Annotated in this window: 14 protein-coding genes and 1 tRNA gene; 8 read left to right on the top strand and 7 right to left on the bottom strand. The window is 65.3% G+C overall.

Annotated features, from left to right (window positions below; translation table 11 throughout):
- Positions 1-2: 2 nt before the first annotated feature.
- From OKW27_RS23570 to OKW27_RS23555, 4 genes are all read right to left on the bottom strand, one after another.
- Positions 3-311 carry a DUF2288 domain-containing protein gene (locus tag OKW27_RS23570; protein WP_429335051.1) on the bottom strand — a complete coding sequence of 103 codons (309 nt, stop codon included), beginning with the start codon at positions 309-311 and terminating at the stop codon, positions 3-5.
- Between the two features lie 996 nt (positions 312-1,307).
- A complete protein-coding gene (locus OKW27_RS23565; protein WP_090801089.1) occupies positions 1,308-1,634 on the bottom strand; it encodes a hypothetical protein in 327 nt (108 codons plus the stop codon).
- A gap of 94 nt (positions 1,635-1,728) precedes the next feature.
- The gene (locus tag OKW27_RS23560; protein ID WP_429335050.1) at positions 1,729-2,445 is read right to left on the bottom strand and encodes a peptidoglycan DD-metalloendopeptidase family protein; all 717 of its coding nucleotides are present in this window, start codon (positions 2,443-2,445) and stop codon (positions 1,729-1,731) included.
- A gap of 153 nt (positions 2,446-2,598) precedes the next feature.
- Positions 2,599-3,507 (bottom strand): aldose epimerase, encoded by a 909-nt coding sequence (locus OKW27_RS23555; RefSeq protein WP_429335049.1) that lies wholly within the window; start codon positions 3,505-3,507, stop codon positions 2,599-2,601.
- A 586-nt stretch (positions 3,508-4,093) separates the two neighbouring features.
- Here OKW27_RS23555 and OKW27_RS23550 point away from each other — a divergent pair.
- The 5 genes from OKW27_RS23550 (at position 4,094) to OKW27_RS23530 (ending at position 7,870) form a co-directional block, all read left to right on the top strand.
- On the top strand, positions 4,094-4,924 hold the full coding sequence (locus OKW27_RS23550) for an undecaprenyl-diphosphate phosphatase (protein WP_090801083.1): 831 nt from the start codon (positions 4,094-4,096) through the stop codon (positions 4,922-4,924).
- Positions 4,925-5,043: 119 nt separating this feature from the next.
- A tRNA-Arg gene (locus OKW27_RS23545) sits at positions 5,044-5,120 on the top strand.
- A 190-nt stretch (positions 5,121-5,310) separates the two neighbouring features.
- Positions 5,311-6,876, top strand: a complete 1,566-nt coding sequence (locus OKW27_RS23540) for a methyl-accepting chemotaxis protein (protein ID WP_429335048.1) — start codon at positions 5,311-5,313, stop codon at positions 6,874-6,876.
- A gap of 114 nt (positions 6,877-6,990) precedes the next feature.
- A complete protein-coding gene (locus tag OKW27_RS23535; protein ID WP_090801080.1) occupies positions 6,991-7,374 on the top strand; it encodes an RT0821/Lpp0805 family surface protein in 384 nt (127 codons plus the stop codon).
- Between the two features lie 46 nt (positions 7,375-7,420).
- The gene (locus tag OKW27_RS23530) at positions 7,421-7,870 is read left to right on the top strand and encodes an NUDIX hydrolase (protein ID WP_090801079.1); all 450 of its coding nucleotides are present in this window, start codon (positions 7,421-7,423) and stop codon (positions 7,868-7,870) included.
- A 16-nt stretch (positions 7,871-7,886) separates the two neighbouring features.
- Here OKW27_RS23530 and OKW27_RS23525 read toward each other — a convergent pair whose 3' ends face one another.
- Together OKW27_RS23525 and OKW27_RS23520 are read right to left on the bottom strand one after the other, a co-directional pair.
- Entirely contained in the window at positions 7,887-8,876 is a 990-nt protein-coding gene (locus OKW27_RS23525) for a transporter substrate-binding domain-containing protein (RefSeq protein WP_429335047.1), read from the bottom strand.
- A gap of 105 nt (positions 8,877-8,981) precedes the next feature.
- Complete coding sequence (locus OKW27_RS23520) at positions 8,982-10,691, bottom strand: glutamine--tRNA ligase/YqeY domain fusion protein (RefSeq protein WP_429335046.1); 1,710 nt, start codon at positions 10,689-10,691, stop codon at positions 8,982-8,984.
- Positions 10,692-11,041: 350 nt separating this feature from the next.
- Between OKW27_RS23520 and ggt the strand changes: the two genes are divergently transcribed.
- A complete protein-coding gene (gene ggt, locus OKW27_RS23515; protein WP_429335045.1) occupies positions 11,042-12,838 on the top strand; it encodes a gamma-glutamyltransferase in 1,797 nt (598 codons plus the stop codon).
- A 55-nt stretch (positions 12,839-12,893) separates the two neighbouring features.
- Positions 12,894-13,103 (top strand): RBBP9/YdeN family alpha/beta hydrolase, encoded by a 210-nt coding sequence (locus OKW27_RS23510; RefSeq protein ID WP_429335044.1) that lies wholly within the window; start codon positions 12,894-12,896, stop codon positions 13,101-13,103.
- An 18-nt stretch (positions 13,104-13,121) separates the two neighbouring features.
- Here the strand turns inward: OKW27_RS23510 and OKW27_RS23505 are convergent, their stop codons facing one another.
- Positions 13,122-14,342: a CaiB/BaiF CoA transferase family protein gene (locus OKW27_RS23505; protein WP_429335043.1), complete on the bottom strand. Its 1,221-nt coding sequence runs from the start codon at positions 14,340-14,342 to the stop codon at positions 13,122-13,124.
- Between the two features lie 289 nt (positions 14,343-14,631).
- Between OKW27_RS23505 and alaS the strand changes: the two genes are divergently transcribed.
- Positions 14,632-17,268, top strand: coding sequence for an alanine--tRNA ligase (gene alaS / locus OKW27_RS23500; RefSeq protein ID WP_429335042.1), 2,637 nt, complete (start codon positions 14,632-14,634; stop codon positions 17,266-17,268).
- The last annotated feature ends 37 nt before the right edge of the window (positions 17,269-17,305 follow it).

The raw sequence follows: 17,305 nt of genomic DNA, 5'->3' as shown, positions 1-17,305 counted from the left end.
GTTCAAGAGCGCTCCTGCACGCACACCCAAGGAGAGACGACGACGGCCCACAGCTCGGGGTCGCGCGCGGCGAAATCGGCGGCCGTCTCCGACTGAACGCGCACGACGAGGCCGGAGGACAACCATTGGGCGACCCGGGTGGTGTCGTCGTTGGCGATTGCCTCGGCGACGCTCACGAGATCGAGGTCGCGCGCGACGTGCAGCAGTATGCCGCGCGCAAAAAAACGTTCGAGTTCGCTCCAGCCGATCTTGGCGGTTTCGCCGAGCAGCTTCGCATAAAGGGGGCTTGGGGAGGCGTCGTTGGAAGTCATCGTGGACAGGGTCGGACGGGGCCGTCACTATAAACTATTGGCAAGGACCGGCGGGCCGCGTGGCGGCCTTGCGCAACGCGCCGGGCGGCCTTTTATGCAGCGCGGACTGAATCGGATTCTGAACCTGGATGCCGGCGGATTCAACGACGGCGGCACACGAGGCGTGCCGCCCATCAGCACCGGCTATTAATCGTCCGAATATTCAAAACTGAAACGAGTTTGAATGCGGTTTCAGTATTGTCGGCGGAATTGTCAATGTGAAAGATTTCACTATTCGCGAATTTGTTGTGAAAACGTATCGGCGCTTATTCGGAAGAGTTGCCGCGACTAATCGATGCGTTACGTGCGTTTGCGCACCAAGTTAATATTCGCAAGCCAAAGCGGCGTTATTGCCGAATGAGTTAGTGTTATTCGGCCAGACGTCTTTCCTCTGCTGGTTCGGCGGGACTTTCCGCCGATAGCCCAGGAGCATTAGCCGGTGCGATACTCCGACATTCCTGGTTTGAATGATTTGGCGTGTGGAGTATCCCAGCTGCGGCGCATTAAGCCGGTCTGATTCCGACATTTCCGATTCACGGATTGCGGAATCCGTACGCCGTGTAACATTGGCCGCAAAATTAATCCATTGCGCTTGGAAATGCGGATTGTTAGATTTCGTTCTGGCGCATGGTGAACCGGTCCTTTGCCGATATGCGCCGAACCCCCGTTAGCCCGGCCTCGTGCCGGGCTTTTTTTTAATGGATTTACGCGGATGTTTAACCTGCCGCAGCGATCTTCACCGCGAATTCACATGTGCGGCCGATGATGGCGGATTATTTGTTTCGGCGCGAGACTCATGACCGGGGTGATCATTTTTGTCGGCGTGTGGCTAATCGCGCTCGCGTTGCTGGTGCGCTTCGCCGCGCGCATCGATCCGCGCTCCGGGCGCTGGCGACGCCGCTAAGCGGTGACGCTCTGCCGCTCGGCGGCCGCGCGGGCCGCACGGCGCGCTGCCTTTTACTGCTTGCAGCGGATGACCATCGAACGGTTTTTCACATTCGCGCCGAAAATCCCACCGATCGTGCCGCCCGACGTCGCGCCGTTGTCGACGTCTTTCGAAACCACGTCGTAGCCGTAGTTGCCGCAGGTTTCGCCCGCGCGCTTGTAGCACTCGGCCCAGCTCGTGCTGGCATCGCTGCCGCTGCAGTTGATCGCGAAGCCGGTGTCGCCGCTCGGCAGATAGGTCATCGTGGTCGTGGTCGAGCAGCCGCCGAGGCCGCCGAGCGTCAGGAGGCCAAGACTGATCGTCGCAGCCGCCGCGACGCGCGCCAATGGGCTTTTCATTTCAGATTCCTTGCAAATAACGGAAGGGCGTGGCGCGCAGCCACGCCGCTTCGAATTGAGCGTTTATAGCACGGCGGGTTCCCGCGCCCGCCGCCTAGCGCGGTGGCAGTTGTTTCGACGGATCGATCGAACGGCCCTGGTAGCGCAGTTCGAAATGCAGCATTACGCGATCGGTATCGGTGTCGCCCATTTCGGCGATTTTCTGGCCGCGCTTGACCGATTCGCCTTCCTTCACCAACAGCGCGCGGTTATGCGCGTAAGCGGTCAGATAGTCGGCGTTGTGCTTGAGGATCAGCAGATTGCCGTAGCCGCGCAGACCGTTGCCCGCATAGACGACGGTGCCAGGCGCCGCCGCGACGATGGGCGTGCCGGCCGCCGCGGCAATATCGATACCCTTCGAGTTGCCGCCGTCGAAACGGCGGAACACCGTGCCGTCGGCCGGCCATACCAGCGAGATCGGCGTGGTCGCCGGCGCAGTGTCCGCGGGCGCAGGACGCGGCGCGACCGCCGCGCTCGCGCTGCCACTGCTGCTACCGCCACCGCCGCTGCGGATCGCGCCGCTCGTCGACGCCGCGCCGCCTGGCGGCGCGACGCGCAGCACCTGGCCGACCTCGATGCTGTCGGGATTGGTCAGGTTGTTCCAGCGTGCGATGTTCTGCACCGATTGCCGGTTGCCGCGCGCGATTTTCGACAGCGTGTCGCCCCGTTCGACCCGGTAGTAGCCCGGCCCCACCGGCGCCGACCCGCACGCGGCGAGCAGCGCGAGCAATGCCGCGCAGCCGAGTCGTTTGATTCTTGTCGTTTCCAGCATTGGACCTCGCAAAGCACTGCCGCGCGCTGATCCCGATCACGCGGCACAGACTGACAAAGCGTTCGATTCTAACGGTTTTGTGTTGCGCCCCCCGGCGAGGGGAGCGAAGTGGCGGGCGCCCGCTTCGAGCGGCTCGCCGCCGGCGCCGGCGTATCAGCCGGTCTTCTCGACGGCAATGCGCAGTGCCGCCGTTTCGGTTTGTCCCGGCTCGAGCCAGCGCAAACCTCGGCCGTTGTGGATCGCATCGGGCAACCCGAGCCACGGCTCCACGCAGTAAAAGTCCGACTGCGGCGTTTCAGTCCACGTCGTCACCGCGTACCAGGGCACCGAGCCGGGCCGCTGCAGATCGATCGTGATCACGCGATCGATGCCCGGCGCCTCGACCCTCACCGGTCGATCGGGCGTGCCGGTCAGGCAATGGAAGCGGTCGTAGATGCGGTCTTCGTCGAGCGTGTAGCTCGCTTCGCCCGGCTCGGCGGGGCTGATCGAGCCGTCCTCGAGCTGACGGCACCGCTCGGTGCGCGGCAGTTCGAGCGTCGTTTGCGCGCGCTGCGTGTGCGGCAGCGTGAAGTAGAAGTGATGGCCGGCGTAGTAGGGCAGGCGCGCGTCGCCGGTATTGGTGGTGGTCAGCGTCACGTCGAGCGTGCGCGGATCGATGAGCTCGTAGGCGGCCTCGAAGCGGAAGCCGAACGGATAGGAGCCGCGGGTCGCTTCACTGTCGGTCAGAACCATCCGCAGGCCGGCGCCATGCACGTCGGCGTGAGGCTCGAACGGCAGGTCGCGCGCGAAGCCGTGCATCGGCAACTCGCGCACGGTGCCCCGGGCGTCACGCCAATAGCCGATCTTGCCGTCGACGCGATGACGGCCGAGAAATGGAAACAGCAGCGGATTGCCGCCGCGAATCCGCGCGGGCACGCTCCAGTCGGCGTGCTCGGGCCAGTGAATCACCTCTTCGCCGTCGATCGTCCACGACAGCAGACGGCCGCCGGCTTGCGGCGAAAAACGGAGCACCGAGGCGTCCTGGGCGATCTCGAGAATGTCCTGTTCCGGGGAGAGGGGCATGGTCAATAGCTAGCCAGATAGAGGTTGAGGGTCGCGCAAAGCGGCCGCGTGGGTCGGCCGTTGCATCTGCATGGAAGCGGCGTTTTGCGCCATTCGCGGCGACAGCGTCTCGCGCGGCGAAACCGCGATTTTGCGCTGCTTTGCGCTACGGGGAAACCCTTCCCGGGAAATTGCGGGTGTCGGAAAAGGGAGAATCCTATTGATAATCCGTCGGAGCGTCCGGTCCATCCGACTCCCGGGCGAATCGGCTCAGGAGGCATCATGGATCTCGCAACGGCAATGGCGGTGGCCTTATTCGGTATATTCACCGCCAGCACGTACTACTTCTTCCACTCTCTCAAGCGCTGATCCGCTGGTTTCATTCCCTGCTTTCGCAGCACGCCCGCGACGAATCCGCCGCCCGCTTTCTTGCTCTCGCGTAACAACGGTGTCGAGTTGTGACGCGGCGCGTCAATATCTCTCCGAATGTGGCCTAACCGCTTGGCGCTGGGTGTGTAGCCAGGCATAATCGGTGCGCCTTTGACGCGCCGGCTCCCCCTTTTGTGCGGCGCGCAGTTCTCGACACTTTGCTTACAAGGACCGCCGCGTGAACCTGTCGTTTCTCATTTTTCTGAGCGTGCTGCAAGGCGTTACCGAACTGTTTCCGGTGAGCAGCCTTGGCCACACGCTGCTCGTGCCAGCCCTGTTCGACATGCATATCGACAAGCATGCGCCGCAACTGCTGCCGTTCCTCGTCGCCCTGCATCTCGGCACCGCGTTCGCGCTGCTGTGGTACTTCCGCGCGCGCTGGTACGCGCTGGTGCGCGGTTTCTTAGCGTCGCTCGGCGGCCGCCGCAACGACGACGGTCACATGATGTGGGCGCTGATCATCGGTACGATTCCGGCGGGCCTCGTCGGTCTCGTGCTGGAAAAGCGCCTCGAGGCGCTTTTTCATGATCTGCGGATCGTCGCGATTGCGTTGATCGTGAATGGCGTGCTGCTGTGGTTCGGCGATCGTCTGCAACGCGCGCGCGCGCATCAACCGCCGGAAAAGCTGACGTTGCGCCAGGCGTTCTTCGTCGGCCTCGCGCAGATCGGCGCGCTGATTCCGGGCTTCTCGCGCAGTGGCCTGACGATGATCGCCGGCAATGCGGCCGGCCTCACCACCGAGAAAGCCGCCGAGTTTTCGTTCTTGCTCGGCACGCCGATCATTTTCGCGGCTGGCGTACTCGAACTGCCGAAGCTGCTTCACGCGCCGAGCCAGCTTGCCGACGCGGTGCTCGGCGGCGTGCTGACCGCGATCGCAGCGTACCTGAGCGTACGTTTCCTGATGCGCTATTTCGAAGGCCGCGGACGTCTCGCGTCGTTCGGCGCGTACTGCGCGGTCGCGGGGATCCTGTTCCTCGGCTGGTTCATGCTGCATCCGCAGCCGGTCTGAGCGCGCCGGGCGATCGGTTATAATCCGGGCCCGGTTGGTTGCAGGTCAGTTAGAATTTTAGTTTGTGGGAAATCGGGCGGCTCGCCGCGAGTGCCGGTTTCATGCAGATATCGATCCATACGGCAGTAGCTCAGCTGGATAGAGCATCGGCCTTCTAAGCCGAGGGTCGGGGGTTCGAGCCCCTCCTGCCGTACCAGAATCATCGAAGGGTTACAGGTTTCGCGCCTGTAACCCTTTTTTGTTTTTGTGCCATGTTGCGCGCCCGGTGGCTGCCAGGCTGTCGCGTGTTCGTACGGCTCGCTTCGGGTGTTTCCCGACTCAGGAAATCGCGCGCGGCGCCGTTAATCCAACAGAACCGTGTGACGCGCCGCGATGGAGGAATCAGCGTGAACCGACTTAGCCTCAACACCAAACTCTGGCTCGCGCTGCTGATTACGTGGCTCGGCCTGCTCGGCCTCGGCGGCTGGGCCGCATGGCAGTCGCGCGCGACGATGCTGGCCGAGCGCAAGTCGGCGGTGCAGAACGTCGTGGAAAGCGCCTACGGCATCGTCGCCGACTACGCGCAGCGCGCCGACCAGCACGAACTGACGCCCGAACAGGCGCGGCAGCAGGCGCTGGCGCGGCTCTCCGCGATGCGCTACCCCGGCAGCGGCTACATGATCGTGTCGACTGCCACGCCGGTCGTGATCATGCATCCGATGCTCGCCGATCTGCGCAACAAGGACGTGTCGCACTACGCGGACAGCGACGGCAAGCTGCTGTTCGTCGAAATGGTCAAGGTCGCGCAGGCGCACGGGCAGGGCTTCGTCGATTACATGGGCCGCCTCGCCGGCAACAACGAGCGCGTGCCGAAGATCAGCTTCGTCAAGCGCTTTGCCGCGTGGGACTGGTATCTGATTTCGGGTGTCTACGTCAACGACATCGACGCGGCGTTCCGCGCCGACCTGCTGCGCTATCTGCTGACGATCCTCGTGATCGGCAGCTTCAGCACCCTCGCGCTCGTGCTGATCATCCGCAACGTGAAGCGCAGTCTCGGCGGTGAGCCCGCCTATGCGGCGAGCGTCGCGGAGACGATCGCCGACGGCGATCTGTCGTGCCCGGTCACACTGGCCGGCGACGATCAGGAAAGCATGCTGTACGCGATGCAGCGCATGCAAAGCCGCCTCGCCGACGCGATCCGGCGCATTCGCGGCGGCACCGAAACGATCACGGTCGCGGCCGAAGAGATCGCCGCGGGCAATCTCGATCTGTCGGCGCGAACGGAACAGCAGGCGTCGTCGCTCGGCGAAACGGCCGCGAGCATGGAGCAGCTGACGGCGACCGTCAAGCAGAACGCCGACAACGCGCTGCAGGCCAACCGCATGGCGCGCTCGGCGTCGCAGCTCGCGGGCGAGGGCGGCGAGGCCGTGCAGCACGTCGTCGCGAACATGCAGAGCATCGCGGCGAGCTCGGCGCGGGTGGTCGATATCATCGGCGTGATCGAAAGCATCGCGTTTCAAACCAACATCCTCGCGCTGAACGCGGCCGTCGAAGCCGCGCGCGCCGGCGAGGAGGGCCGCGGCTTCGCGGTCGTCGCGGGCGAGGTGCGCAACCTCGCGCGCCGCAGCGCCGACGCGGCCAAGGAGATCAAGACGTTGATCGAGGATTCGGTCGCGCGCGTCGGCAGCGGCAAGACGCTCGTCGAGAAGGCGGGCGGCACGATGGAGTCGCTCGTCGATGCGGTGAAGCGCGTGACCGACATCATCAGCGAGATTTCCGCCGCGTCCGACGAGCAGAGCCGCGGCATCGAGCAGGTCAATCTCGCGATCGCGCAGATGGACGAGACCACGCAGCAGAACGCGGCGATGGTCGAACAGGCGGCGGCCGCCGCGCAGTCGATGCAGGAGCAGGCGCAGATGCTGCGCGACGTCGTCAACACGTTCCGTCTGCAGGGGACGGCCGCCGCGCGTTGATGGCCGCGTCGATGGCGCGCTGCCTGCCGAAGTGTGCATGCTATGCTTTTGAGGTCAGGATCAAAAGCCGCCGTGCGCCTGTGCGCGCCGTGCACACTTCGAGGAGAGTTCTACATGTCGACGCGAACCCGTGTGCTGTTCCACCTGAGTGCCGCGAGCCTCCTGCTCGGCGCGGCGATCGGCGCGCAAGCGGCGAACCTCGGCTTTCTGAGCGACACGCCGATCACCTATATGAGACAGCGTGACAACGCCTCGATCAAGCATGCGGTCATGAGCGCGCTCAATGACAGGAAGGACGGCGAGAGCTTCACGTGGGTCAACGACGGCACCGGCAATAGCGTGAAGATCGACGCGACCATCTCGATGGACAGCACCTCGACCGACGGCGGACGCACCTGCCGCACCCTCGGGGTCGTACTCAATGCGAAAGGGCAATCGATGAATCTGCGTCCGAACTTCTGCAAGGAAGGTGGCGCCTGGCAGCTGCAGAAGCGTTGAGCATGCGTGAGCGCGGCGCGAGAGGTGCATGCAGTGAGGCTGCGCGATGAGCCCGCGAATCGTCTCGTGCGGGATCGTGCTGCTCGATCCCGACGGACGCGTGCTGCTCGCGCACGCCACCGAAACGACGCACTGGGACATCCCGAAAGGCCAGGGCGAGGACGGCGAGGCGCCGCACGTGACGGCGCTGCGCGAGCTGGTCGAGGAAACCGGCATCGCGCTCGAGGCCGATCGGCTGAAGGATCTCGGCCTGTTCGTCTACCGGCGCGACAAGGACCTGCATCTGTTCGCGGCGCGCGCGGGTGCCGGCGAGCTCGATCTGAGCACGTGCACCTGCACGTCGCTGTTTCCGCGCCGCTCGGACGGCACGCTGATCCCCGAAATGGACGACTACCGCTGGGCGTCGATCGAAGAGGTGCCGCGCTATGCGAGCCGTAGTCTGACGCGGCTCTTCGAGACGACGCTGTCGCTCACGGAGTTGCACCGGTCGCTATAGCCGGCGCACGCCGCCTTCAATCGAGCGCGCGGTCGTTCGGATGCGCGAACAACGCGCGGTTCTGCTCCGACAGCGGGAAATTGACGTTGATGCCGTGCGGCGGGATCGGCTGCGTGAACCACTGCCGATACAGACGCTCGGCGTCGCCGGACGTCTGCGAGCGCACGATCACGCGATTCACGAGCGCGCGGAACGGCTCGTCGCCCTTGCGGAACATGCACGCATAAACCTCGTAGCCAAGCGGCGTGCCCGTCACGATGAAATCGTCGGGATGCGGGTCGGTCGCCTTGAAACCGTAGACGATCGGCTCGTCCATCACGAACGCCACCGCGTGACCGTCCTTCATCTTGTTGAAAGCGTCCTGATGGTCGCGCACGCTCATGATGCGCATGTTCAGCTGCTTGTCGGTGTTGAGGCTGCGCAGCAGGCGCTCGTCGGACGTGCCGGCGGTCGTCACGACCGGCTTGCCGGCCAGATCGGGGAAATCGGTGATGCCGCTGTTCCTGCGCGTGATCATGCGCACCGCGTACTGGAAAAAGCTGTCTGAAAACGCAGCGACGTTTTCGCGCTCGGCCGTGTGCGTGGTCGAGCCGCATTCGAGATCGATCTGGTTGTTCAGCAGCATCGGCATGCGGTTCGACGACGTGACCGTGACTTCGTGAACGCGCAGCTGCGCCATGCCGAGCGTTTTCCTGATTTCATCGACGATCTGCATCGCGATCGCCTGCGAGTAGCCGACCGTGCGCTTGCCGTCGAAGTACGAGAACGGGATCGACGCCTCTCGCACGCCGAGCACGACGACGCCGTCGTCGTGGATCTTTCTCAGCGTGCCGCTCAGTTCATCCGCGCGGGCGGGGCCGGCGAACGCGAGCGCGCCGCAGGCGGCCAGCGTAAGCAGCACGCTGTGCATGCCGCGCAGCAGACGCGGGAAGCGTGAGCCGCACGCGCTCCGTGCGACGCGAACCCTACCTTCAGACCCTTCCCCGTGGCGGTCTGCAACCTTCATCGGACCTCCCGGACCGGCGCGCTCAGGCGAGCGCGCAGTGAGTGTCGATCGAAACATCCGGCAACCCGGATGGGCCCGCAACGCCGGGCCCTCGCTGGCGCGGGCTCAGGCCGGCTTGCCCCAACTGTCGCGCAGACTGACGATGCGGTTGAATACGGGCTTACCCGGCTTCGAATCGACGCGGTCGGCGACGAAGTAGCCGTGGCGCTCGAACTGGTAGCGCTGCTCCGGCAGCGCATGGCGCGCGCCGGTTTCGAGGTAGGCCTGGACCACGCGTTTCGAGTCCGGATTCAGCGCTTCGAGGAAGTCGCGGCCGCCGGCGTCCGGTTGCGGTTCCTTGAACAGCCGGTCGTAGATGCGCACTTCGGCCGGGCACGCGGCCGCCGCGCTGACCCAGTGGATGTTGCCCTTGACCTTGTAATTGTTCGCGCCTTCGGTGCCCGATTTGCTGTCCGGGAAGTAGTTGCAGTGCACCGCGACGATATTGCCGTTCTCGTCCTTGTCCGCGTGCGTGCATTCGATCACGTAGCCGTAGCGCAGCCGCACCTTGTTGCCCGGGAACAGGCGGAAGTAGCCCTTCGGCGGCGTCTGCGTGAAGTCCTCGCGCTCGATCCACAGCTCGCGCGAAATCGGAAACTCGCGCATGCCCTGTTCCGGATGATGCGGATGCACCGGTGCGTGGCACGGCTCGGTAAGGCGTTCGGGGAAGTTGTCGATGATCAGCTTGACCGGATCGAGCACGGCGGCGATGCGCGGCGCCTTCTCGTCGAGATCGTCGCGCAGCGCGCCTTCGAACACGCTCATGTCGATCCACGAGTCGACCTTGGTCACGCCGATGCGCTCGCAGAACAGCTGGATCGACTCGGGCGTGAAGCCACGCCGGCGCACGCCGACGATGGTCGGCATGCGTGGGTCGTCCCAGCCTTCCACATGGCCTTCGTTGACGAGTTGCAGCAGCTTGCGCTTGCTGGTGATCGCATAGGTCAGGTTCAGGCGCGAAAACTCGATTTGCTGCGGCAGCGGACGCCCGAAGACACCGGCCTCGGCGAGTTCGTTCAGGATCCAGTCGTACAGCGGCCGATGGTCTTCGAATTCGAGCGTGCACAGCGAATGCGTGATGTTTTCGAGCGCGTCCGAGATGCAGTGCGTGTAGTCGTACATCGGGTACACGCACCAGGTGTCGCCGGTACGGTAGTGATGCGCGAAACGGATGCGGTAGATGACCGGGTCGCGCATGTTGAAGTTCGGCGACGACATGTCGATCTTCGCGCGCAGCACGTGCTCGCCTTCCTTGAACTCGCCCGCCTTCATGCGGCGGAACAGGTCGAGGTTTTCCGCGACCGAACGCTCGCGGAAGCGCGACGGCGTGCCGACTTCGGTGGCCGAGCCGCGGTTCGCGCGGATTTCCTCGGCCGACTGGCTATCCACGTATGCCTTGCCGCGCTGGATCAGCAGCTCCGCGAACTCGTACAGCTTGTCGTAGTAGTCGCTCGCGAAGTACAGATGCTCGGTGCGGTCCTTTTCCCATTCGAAGCCGAGCCAGCGCACCGAGTCGATGATCGACTCGACGTACTCGACGCTTTCCTTCTCCGGATTGGTGTCGTCGAAGCGCAGATGGCACACGCCGCCGTAGCTGCGCGCGACGCCGAAGTTCAGGCAGATGCTCTTTGCGTGACCGATGTGCAGATAGCCGTTCGGCTCCGGCGGGAAGCGCGTTTCGACGCGCTGGCTCCATTTGCCGGTGCGGTTGTCGTCGTCGATGATGTTGCGGATGAAATTGGATGTCGCGGGCGCGTCGTTGCGTTCGGTATTCATGCGAGAAGATGAGAGTCCGTGGGGGCGCGCAATGCGCCCGTGTAGCCGTCAATTCTACCTGACGAGCCCGTTCGCGGCAGGTGGTTGCGGCGCGCAGCCAACGGCGCAGTGGGTTTGGCGCGGCTGCCGGAGTCAGGGAAGCCGGCGCGCGGGGCTGTAACAGGAGGTAAAACGGGTTGGCGACGCGCGCCGCGCCGACTTAGGATGCGCTGCTGCGCGCGGCCCGCGCGCCTGTGCTGGGCCTTCGCGCGGGGCGGGCTTGCCCGAGCCGTCCACGCTGTCCTTCATCTTCCTGCACGAGGCTCCGCTGCTCGTGCGCCATGCTCGCCTCGTTGCCGGAGTTTTCTCGGATGTCTGTCCCGACGCACGGCGCGTTTCGCGCGCCTTTTGCCCGCGCTTTGGCTAGCGCCCGATTTTCTTGCCGTAACCGTCGTGTGCTCGCTTCGGCCTGGTTTGCCGCGCTTGCCGTGAACGTGGCCGCGCCGCTGTCCGCCGCCGCGAAAACACCGGCGCCGAAGCCGGCGCTCGATGCGTCGGCCGTCGCCGCGCCGGATAGCTACAGCGCTGACACCGCGCAGCAGATCTTCGCCGCAGGCGGCAACGCGGTCGATGCCGCGGTTGCGATGGCCTTCACGCTCGCCGTCACGCGGCCCGATGCGGGCAACCTCGGCGGCGGCGGTTTCATGACGCTGCTGGTCGACGGCAAGCCGTATTTTCTCGACTATCGCGAGCGCGCGCCGCAGCAGGCGACCCGCGAGATGTACCTCGACGACAAGGGCAACGTGGCGCCGGGCATGAGCACGGTCGGGCATCGCGCGGTGGCCGTGCCGGGCACTGTCGATGGCATGTGGGAAGCGCAGCGGCGCTTCGGCAAGCTCAAATGGAAGCAGGTGCTCGCGCCCGCGATCCATTACGCGACCGACGGCTTCCAGGTCGACCCACGGCTGCAGCAGCGACGCGACGCGGCCGCGAAGAGTTTCGCCGGCAAAACCAATTTCGACGCCTACTTCGCGAACCTGAAGGCGGGCGCGATGCTGCGCCAACCGGAACTCGCGCAGACGCTGGGGCGGATCGCGAGCGACGGCGGCCGCGAGTTTTACGAGGGCCGCACCGCTCAAATGATCGCCGCGCAGATGTACGGCCACGGCCTGATCACGAGCCAGGATCTGAGCCAGTACAAGGCTCTGTGGCGCGAGCCGCTCGCGGCCGACTGGCACGGCTACCGCGTGATCACCGCGCCGCCGCCGAGCTCGGGCGGCCTCGGGCTGATCCAGATGCTGAAGATGCGGGCCGATCTGCAGCCGGCGTTCGACGGCCTTGCGTTGAATTCAGCGCCGTACATCCATCTGATCGCGCAGATCGAGGATCGCGTGTTCGCGGACCGGCAGCGCCATATCGGCGACCCGGACGCATCGCCGGTGCCGGTCGCGAAGCTGATCGACGACGCCTACCTCGCGCAGCGCGCGGCCGAAGTCAAAGCCGACGAAGCGCCGGCCGCCGCGACGGTGAAACCCGGTGTCGACGGCGGCGCGGCGACGGAGAAGGCGCAAACCACGCATTTCTCGGTGGTCGACAAATGGGGCAACGCGGTGTCGAACACCTACACGCTGAACGGCGATTTCGGCTCGGGCGTCGTGGTGGACGGCGGCGGGTTCCTGCTGAACGATGCGATGGACGATTTCGTGATCAAGCCAGCCGTCGCTGGCGCGACCGGCGCGGCGTCGACACCCGGCGCCGCCGATGCCGAGCCGGATGCGATCGCGCCGGGCCGCCGCCCGATTTCGTCGATGACGCCCACGCTGCTGCTGAAGAACGGCAAGATCGCGCTAGCGATCGGCACGCCCGGCGGCTCTCGCATCCTGACGACGATCTTCCAGGTGATGACGAATCTGTACGACTTCGACATGTCACCGACGGACGCGCTCGCCGCGATGCGTTTCCATCATCAACTGCTGCCGCCAAAGACGATCTACTTCGAGCCGTACCGTCCCGCGCCGGATGAGCTCGCCACGCAATTGAAGGCGCTCGGCTTTACGGTCGAGCAGCAGTCGTTCAACGGCGACGTGCAGATGATCCGCGTGGACGGCACGACCCCCGAGCCCGCGAGCGATCCCCGTGGTGGCGGCGTGGCACGCGTGATACGGTAGACGGCCCGCCGCGCTATCCCGCGAGCGGGCGATAAGCCGAACACGGGGAAGCACGATGAGCGAACACCAACCGCCGTTTGCGACGATCGTGGTGGCGAGCAGCGACGATCCTTATGGCGGCGTGCCGTTTTCACAAACCTGCGCGAACGCGTGGGGCAGCCGCTGGATCGGGATCGGCGCGCGCGGCCACATCAACGCCGACAGCGGTCTCGACGATTGGGACGAGGGGCGCGGCTGGCTGGCTTCGCTAACGGCGATGCGCTGAGTCTCGCCGCCTGCTCGATCAGATCACCGCTTTGCGCTTCAATTCGGCAATCGTCTGCGCGTCGTATCCGAGCACGTCGCTCAGCACCCGCTCGGTATGCTCGCCGAGCAGCGGCGGATGGCTCAGCGCCTGCGGCGGCGTGCCGGTCATGGTGATCGGGTTGCGCACGAGCTTGACCGTGCCGCCCGACGGATGCGGCAGATCGACCTGCAGACCGCGCGCGACCACCTGCTCGTTGTCGAACACTTCGTCGAGGTTGTTGATCGGCCCGCACGGCACGCCGGCCGCTTCGAGCGCCGCGATCCAATGCTGCTTGCCCTGCAGGCGGACCATGTCCGCGAGCATCGGCACGAGCAGTTCGCGGTTGCGCACGCGCGCGGGGTTGGTTGCGAAACGCTCGTCGTCGGCGAGTTCCGGGCGGCCGCCCACTTCGACGAACTTGCGGAACTGTCCGTCGTTGCCGACCGCGACGATGATCCAGCCGTCGCTGGTCTGGAAGGTCTGGTAGGGCACGATGTTCGGATGCGCATTGCCCCAGCGCGCCGGCGGCTGGCCGCTCGCGAGGTAGTTCGAGTTCATGTTGGCGAGCATCGCGACCTGCACGTCGAGCAGCGCCATGTCGATGTATTGGCCAACGCCCGTGCGGTCGCGGTGCGTGAGCGCGGTCAGCACCGCGATCGTCGAGTACATGCCGGTCATCAGGTCGGCGATCGCGACGCCGGCCTTCTGCGGGCCGCCGCCCGGCTGACCGTCACGCTCGCCGGTGATGCTCATGAAGCCGCCGATCCCCTGCACGATGAAGTCGTAACCGGCGCGCTGCGCATACGGGCCGGTCTGCCCGAAGCCCGTGACCGAGCAGTAGATCAGGTCGGGCTTGACCTCTTTGAGCGAGTCATAGTCGAGGCCGTACTTCTTCAACTGGCCGACCTTGTAGTTCTCGAGCACGACGTCGCTTTGCGCGGCCAGTTCGCGCACGATCCGCTGACCCTCGGGCGACGCGATGTCGAGCGTGACCGAGCGCTTGTTGCGGTTCGCCGCGAGATAGTAGGCGGCCTCGCGCGTGTCCGCGCCGTCCGGCGTTTTCAGATAGGGAGGCCCCCAGTGGCGCGTGTCGTCGCCGACCTCGGGGCGTTCGATCTTGATGACGTCGGCGCCGAAATCGGCGAGCGTCTGCGCGCACCACGGACCGGCGAGCACGCGGGTGAGATCCAGCACGCGGATGTGACTGAGAGCGCCCATGTTCCTGAATGTCTCCTGATGGTTGCAGGCCGCGCGGCGAGCTGCCATGCGTTATTTCGCGCGAAGTTTCGTGGAAGTCATCTTAAGCGATTCGCGCTCGCGGGCGCAGTCAGCCGAACGTCATGGCGCGGATCGGACGAGCGGACACGCGAGCGCCAACCAGGCGGCGCGCAGTGCCGCGCGCGCTAGCCGATCCCGTATAATCAGTCGTTTAAAGAAACCGACAGTTGGCGCATCCCACCGACCGCCAGTCTCCGTCAGGAACCGTCAGGACCGCCCCCCGCCCGCTATGAAAGCCGCTGAAATCCGCGAGAAATTCCTCAAGTTCTTCGAATCGAAGGGCCATACGATCGTCCGTTCGTCGAGCCTCGTGCCCGGCAACGACCCGACACTGCTCTTCACCAATTCGGGGATGGTGCAGTTCAAAGATGTGTTCCTCGGCGCGGAATCGCGTCCGTATTCGCGGGCCACGACCGCGCAGCGCAGCGTGCGCGCCGGCGGCAAGCACAACGACCTCGAGAACGTCGGCTACACCGCGCGTCACCACACGTTCTTCGAGATGCTCGGCAACTTTTCGTTCGGCGACTACTTCAAGCGCGACGCGATCCACTACGCGTGGGAACTGCTGACCGGCGTCTACCAGCTGCCCAAAGACAAGCTCTGGGTCACCGTCTACCAGGAAGACGACGAAGCGCACGACATCTGGGCGAAGGAAGTGGGCGTGCCGGTCGAGCGCATCGTCCGCATCGGCGATAACAAGGGCGCGCGCTACGCATCGGACAACTTCTGGCAGATGGCCGACACCGGCCCGTGCGGCCCGTGCTCGGAAATCTTCTTCGACCACGGCCCGGACGTGTGGGGCGGGCCGCCGGGATCGCCCGAGGAAGACGGCGATCGCTACATCGAAATCTGGAACCTCGTGTTCATGCAGTTCAACCGCGACGCGCAGGGCAACATGACGCCGCTGCCGAAGCAATGCGTGGACACCGGCATGGGCCTCGAGCGCATCGCCGCGGTGCTGCAGCACGTGCACAGCAACTACGAGATCGACCTGTTCCAGGCGCTCATTCAAGCCGCTGGCCGCGAAACCGGCGTGACCGATCTGGGTAACAACTCGCTGAAGGTGATCGCCGATCACATCCGCGCGTGCTCGTTCCTGATCGTCGACGGCGTGATTCCGGGCAACGAAGGCCGCGGCTACGTGCTGCGCCGTATCGTGCGCCGCGCGATCCGCCACGGCTACAAGCTCGGCAAGAAGGGTTCGTTCTTCCATCGCCTCGTCGCCGACCTCGTCGCGCAGATGGGCGACGCTTACCCTGAACTGAAGCAGGCCGAGCAGCGCGTGACCGACGTGCTGCGTCAGGAAGAAGAGCGCTTCTTCGAGACGATCGAACACGGCATGTCGATTCTCGAGGCCGCATTGGCCGATCTCGACGCCGCAGGCGGCAAAACCAGCGGCAAGACGCTCGACGGCGAACTCGCGTTCAAGCTGCACGACACCTACGGCTTCCCGCTCGACCTGACCGCGGACGTCTGCCGCGAGCGCGAAGTGACGGTCGACGAATCCGCGTTCGACGACGCGATGGCGCGTCAGCGCGAGCAGGCTCGCGCGGCGGGCAAGTTCAAGATGGCGCAGGGCCTCGAATACTCGGGTGCGAAGACCACCTTCCACGGCTACGAAGAAATCGTCTTCGACGACGCGAAGGTCGTCGCGCTGTACGTGGACGGCGCGTCGGTGCAGCAGGCGCAGGCCGGCCAGCAGGCGGTCGTCGTGCTCGATCACACGCCGTTCTACGCGGAGTCGGGCGGCCAGGTCGGCGACCAGGGGGTGCTCGCGAACGCCAGCACGCGCTTTGCGGTCGTCGATACGCTGAAGGTTCAGGCCGACGTGGTCGGCCACCACGGCACGCTCGAGCAGGGCACGCTGAAGCTCGGCGACATCGTCAAGGCCGAAATCGACGCGGTGCGCCGCGCCCGCACGGCGCGCAACCACTCGGCCACGCACCTGATGCACAAGGCGTTGCGCGAAGTGCTCGGTTCGCACGTGCAGCAGAAGGGCTCGCTCGTCGACGCCGACAAGACCCGCTTCGACTTCGCCCACAACGCGCCGATGACGGACGAGCAGATCCGCCGCGTCGAGGAAATCGTCAACGCCGAAGTGCTGGCGAACGCGCCCGGCATCGTGCGTGTGATGTCGTACGACGAGGCGGTGAAGGGCGGCGCAATGGCGCTGTTCGGCGAAAAGTACGGCGACGAAGTGCGCGTGCTCGACCTCGGCTTCTCGCGCGAGCTGTGCGGCGGTACGCACGTGAATCGCTCGGGCGACATCGGTTTCTTCAAGATCGTGATGGAAGGCGGCGTCGCGGCCGGTATCCGTCGCGTCGAAGCGATCACCGGCGACAACGCGGTGCGCTACGTGCAGGAGCTCGAAGCGCGCGTCAACGCGGCCGCGGCCGTGCTGAAGGCACAACCGGCGGAACTCACGCAGCGCATCGGCCAGGTGCAAGACCAGGTGAAGGCGCTCGAGAAGGAACTGGGCGCGCTGAAGTCGAAGATGGCGTCGAGCCAGGGCGACGAACTCGCGGGCCAGGCGATCGAAGTCGGCGGCGTGCATGTGCTCGCGGCGACGCTCGAAGGCGCGGACGTGAAGACGCTGCGCGAAACGGTCGACAAGCTCAAGGACAAGCTGAAGAGCGCGGCGATCGTGCTCGCGTCGGTGGAAGGCGGCAAGGTCAGCCTGATCGCGGGTGTGACCGCCGACGCCAGCAAGAAGGTCAAGGCGGGCGAACTGGTCAACTTCGTGGCCCAGCAGGTGGGCGGCAAGGGCGGCGGCCGTCCGGACATGGCGCAGGCCGGCGGTACCGAGCCGGCCAACCTGCCGGCGGCGCTCGCGGGTGTCAAGGGCTGGGTCGAAGGGCAGCTTTGATTCTGATGGTCGCTTTTGCTGAAGCCGACCGGGTTGC

This window comes from Paraburkholderia sp. 35.1 (assembly GCF_050436525.1).
Lineage (GTDB): Bacteria > Pseudomonadota > Gammaproteobacteria > Burkholderiales > Burkholderiaceae > Paraburkholderia > Paraburkholderia tuberum.
The sequence above is the reverse complement of the archived record's forward strand: the minus strand, read 5'-3'. Positions and strand labels throughout refer to the sequence as shown.

Excerpts from the sequence above, each read along its gene's own strand:
- OKW27_RS23570 (WP_429335051.1), bottom strand. The coding sequence starts at position 311 with ATGACTTCCAACGACGCCTCCCCAAGCCCCCTTTATGCGAAGCTGCTC.
- OKW27_RS23565 (WP_090801089.1), bottom strand. The coding sequence starts at position 1,634 with ATGAAAAGCCCATTGGCGCGCGTCGCGGCGGCTGCGACGATCAGTCTT.
- OKW27_RS23560 (WP_429335050.1), bottom strand. The coding sequence starts at position 2,445 with ATGCTGGAAACGACAAGAATCAAACGACTCGGCTGCGCGGCATTGCTC.
- OKW27_RS23555 (WP_429335049.1), bottom strand. The coding sequence starts at position 3,507 with ATGCCCCTCTCCCCGGAACAGGACATTCTCGAGATCGCCCAGGACGCC.
- OKW27_RS23535 (WP_090801080.1), top strand. The coding sequence starts at position 6,991 with ATGTCGACGCGAACCCGTGTGCTGTTCCACCTGAGTGCCGCGAGCCTC.
- OKW27_RS23530 (WP_090801079.1), top strand. The coding sequence starts at position 7,421 with ATGAGCCCGCGAATCGTCTCGTGCGGGATCGTGCTGCTCGATCCCGAC.
- OKW27_RS23525 (WP_429335047.1), bottom strand. The coding sequence starts at position 8,876 with ATGAAGGTTGCAGACCGCCACGGGGAAGGGTCTGAAGGTAGGGTTCGC.
- OKW27_RS23520 (WP_429335046.1), bottom strand. The coding sequence starts at position 10,691 with ATGAATACCGAACGCAACGACGCGCCCGCGACATCCAATTTCATCCGC.
- ggt (WP_429335045.1), top strand. The coding sequence starts at position 11,042 with ATGTCTGTCCCGACGCACGGCGCGTTTCGCGCGCCTTTTGCCCGCGCT.
- OKW27_RS23510 (WP_429335044.1), top strand. The coding sequence starts at position 12,894 with ATGAGCGAACACCAACCGCCGTTTGCGACGATCGTGGTGGCGAGCAGC.
- OKW27_RS23505 (WP_429335043.1), bottom strand. The coding sequence starts at position 14,342 with ATGGGCGCTCTCAGTCACATCCGCGTGCTGGATCTCACCCGCGTGCTC.
- alaS (WP_429335042.1), top strand. The coding sequence starts at position 14,632 with ATGAAAGCCGCTGAAATCCGCGAGAAATTCCTCAAGTTCTTCGAATCG.